General features: G+C 71.4%; 2 protein-coding genes and 1 pseudogene. All 3 read right to left on the bottom strand.

What is annotated here, in order from left to right; genetic code table 11:
• On the bottom strand, positions 1-1,385 hold a 1,385-nt coding region (locus tag FV222_RS24060; RefSeq protein WP_147815828.1), incomplete at its 3' end, for an ABC transporter ATP-binding protein.
• A gap of 188 nt (positions 1,386-1,573) precedes the next feature.
• Positions 1,574-1,873, bottom strand: a complete 300-nt coding sequence (locus tag FV222_RS24055; RefSeq protein WP_348644093.1) for a hypothetical protein — start codon at positions 1,871-1,873, stop codon at positions 1,574-1,576.
• A 127-nt stretch (positions 1,874-2,000) separates the two neighbouring features.
• A pseudogene (locus FV222_RS32060) lies at positions 2,001-2,118 on the bottom strand (DNA-binding protein); the annotation flags it as partial.

The raw sequence follows: 2,118 nt of genomic DNA, 5'->3' as shown, positions 1-2,118 counted from the left end.
CGCTCCGCCGCCGCGCGGTCCACCGGCTCGAGGCCCAGCGCGATGTTCTCGGCCACCGTCCCGTCCACCAGGAACACGTCCTGGGGCACGTAGCCGATCCGGTTCTGCCAGGCGGGCAGGGTGTCCGCGTCGAGGGGCGTGCCGTCGACGGTGATGCGGCCCGCATCCGGTGTCAGGATGCCGAGGACGAGGCCGACGAGGGTCGACTTGCCCGATCCGGTGCGCCCGACGAGGCCGACGGTGGTGTTGGCCCGGATCGTCAGGCTCACCTCGGCCAGCGCCGGCCGGCCGGGCGCGTAGGCGAAGCCGACGCCCTCCAGGCGGATCGCGTCGCAGAACGGCAGCCGGGCGAGAGTCCGCGGCGGGCTCTCGGTCTCGCCGGCGAGGTCGTCGACGATGACGCGCACCGCCGGCAGGTAGAAGCGCAGCAGCGCCAGCGAGTTGAAGATGTTCTGGAAGGCCGGCAGCATCCGGTATCCGGCGAAGGCGAACAGCCCGAGCAGCGGCAGGATGCCGGCGGTGTCGAGCCCCTGGGCCAGCGCGAACAGAACCACCACGATGACGCCGCCGAAGGCCAGCGCCTCGATGACGAAGCGCGGCATCTGCCCGGTCAGCAGACTCTCGGCGGTGGCCTTCGCGTAGGCGCGGGCGGGGGTGTCGAACTTGCCGGCGAAGGTCTCCGCCCGGCCGTAGAGCTTGAGTTCGGTGAGCGCGCCCAGCGTCTCCTGCACCACGCGGTAGCGCTGCGCGTTGTCGCCGACCGAGCGCGCGCCGAGCGAGGCGAGGCGCGCACGCATCACCACGTAGATGCCGACGTAGAGCCCGCCGAAGCCGCCGCCGAGGATCAGCGCGAGGCGCGGCGCGTAGACCAGCAGGAAGGCGATGACGGCGAGCGCCGAGATCGCGCGGGACGCGATGACGGTCGCCGGCGTCAGCACGCCGATGACCAGCCGGTCGGTCTCCGAGAGCACGTTCTTGGCGAGCTCCGCGCTGTTCCCCTGCGTGAAGAACAAGCGTTCACGCGCGAGGTAGCGGAACAGCAGACGCCGGGCGAAGCCGTAGCCGGTGAGATGCGTGAACAGGAGCTGGGCGTAGGTCAGCGCGGCGTTGACCACGGCGGTGACGAGGATCGCGAGCAGCGCCGCCAGGCCCGCGGCGATGAGGAAGCTGCGGTCGTCGGCCAGCCCCAGCGTATCGCGGATGTGGGCGAGGTAGGGCAGGCGGGTGGCGGCCGCGGGATCGCCGACCAGCGTCAGGAACGGGATCACCGAGGCGACGCCGACCACTTCGAGCAGGCCCGCGCCGGTGAGGCCGAGCGCGATCAGCGCCAGCCGCCGCCGGTCGCGCGCCCGCATGGCGCGGACGAGGTCGATCAGCGCGCGCAAGGGTGCGTCCTCGGGATCGGCAGAACGCGACTCTCTTTTCCCCCCCTGCGGGGTAGGGAGGGAAGGGCGCCCGGCGCGGATCTCTCTGTGAAGCGCTCTCTCATGTGGGCCGAGCGCATAGAGGCCCGGCGCCATGCTGTCCACGCGGGCGGGCGCGGCCGCGAAGCCCTGCCCGCCCCGTCAGGCCTTCAGGCGACCTTCTTCAGCGAGCCGAGGTCCACGTCGCCGTTCTGGCTGGTGAAGCTGAGAGACTTGCTGCCGCCGTCCTGCTGCGAGACGCCGCCGATCTTGTGGTCGCCGCTGTCGTAGGTGGTGGTCTTGCCGTCCTGCTCGATCAGCAGGCGGTGCTTCTCGGGGAAGAAGGCGTACTTCATTCCGTTCTGCGACCCGCTGGTCGAGGGCTTGCCGAGGTCCTCCGGCCACCAGGGCTCCATGCCCTTCATCGGCTTCATGGGTTCCATCGGCTTCATCGGTTCCATCGGCTTCATGGGCTCCATCCGGGGCAGGCTCCTTCGTGGTCTGTCTCTCGCCATGACGCGGCAGGCCGGGATCGGTTGCATCGCACCCCACCGATCCAGGCGAGGATCGTGCCGCGCCGACCCCGGGGGCGTCGGCTCAGAACGCCCGCATCTCGCGGATCTGCCCGTCGAAGCCGACGTGCAGCGCGCGCTCGCGCCCGTCTTGGCCCTTGGCGGCGACCTCGAGGTGGCGCGGGCCGCGGCCGGTGACGCGC

Source organism: Methylobacterium sp. WL103, assembly GCF_008039885.1.
In the GTDB taxonomy this organism is placed as follows: domain Bacteria; phylum Pseudomonadota; class Alphaproteobacteria; order Rhizobiales; family Beijerinckiaceae; genus Methylobacterium; species Methylobacterium cerastii.
Note: the sequence above shows the minus strand (reverse complement) of the source record. Positions and strands in the feature narration are given on the sequence as shown.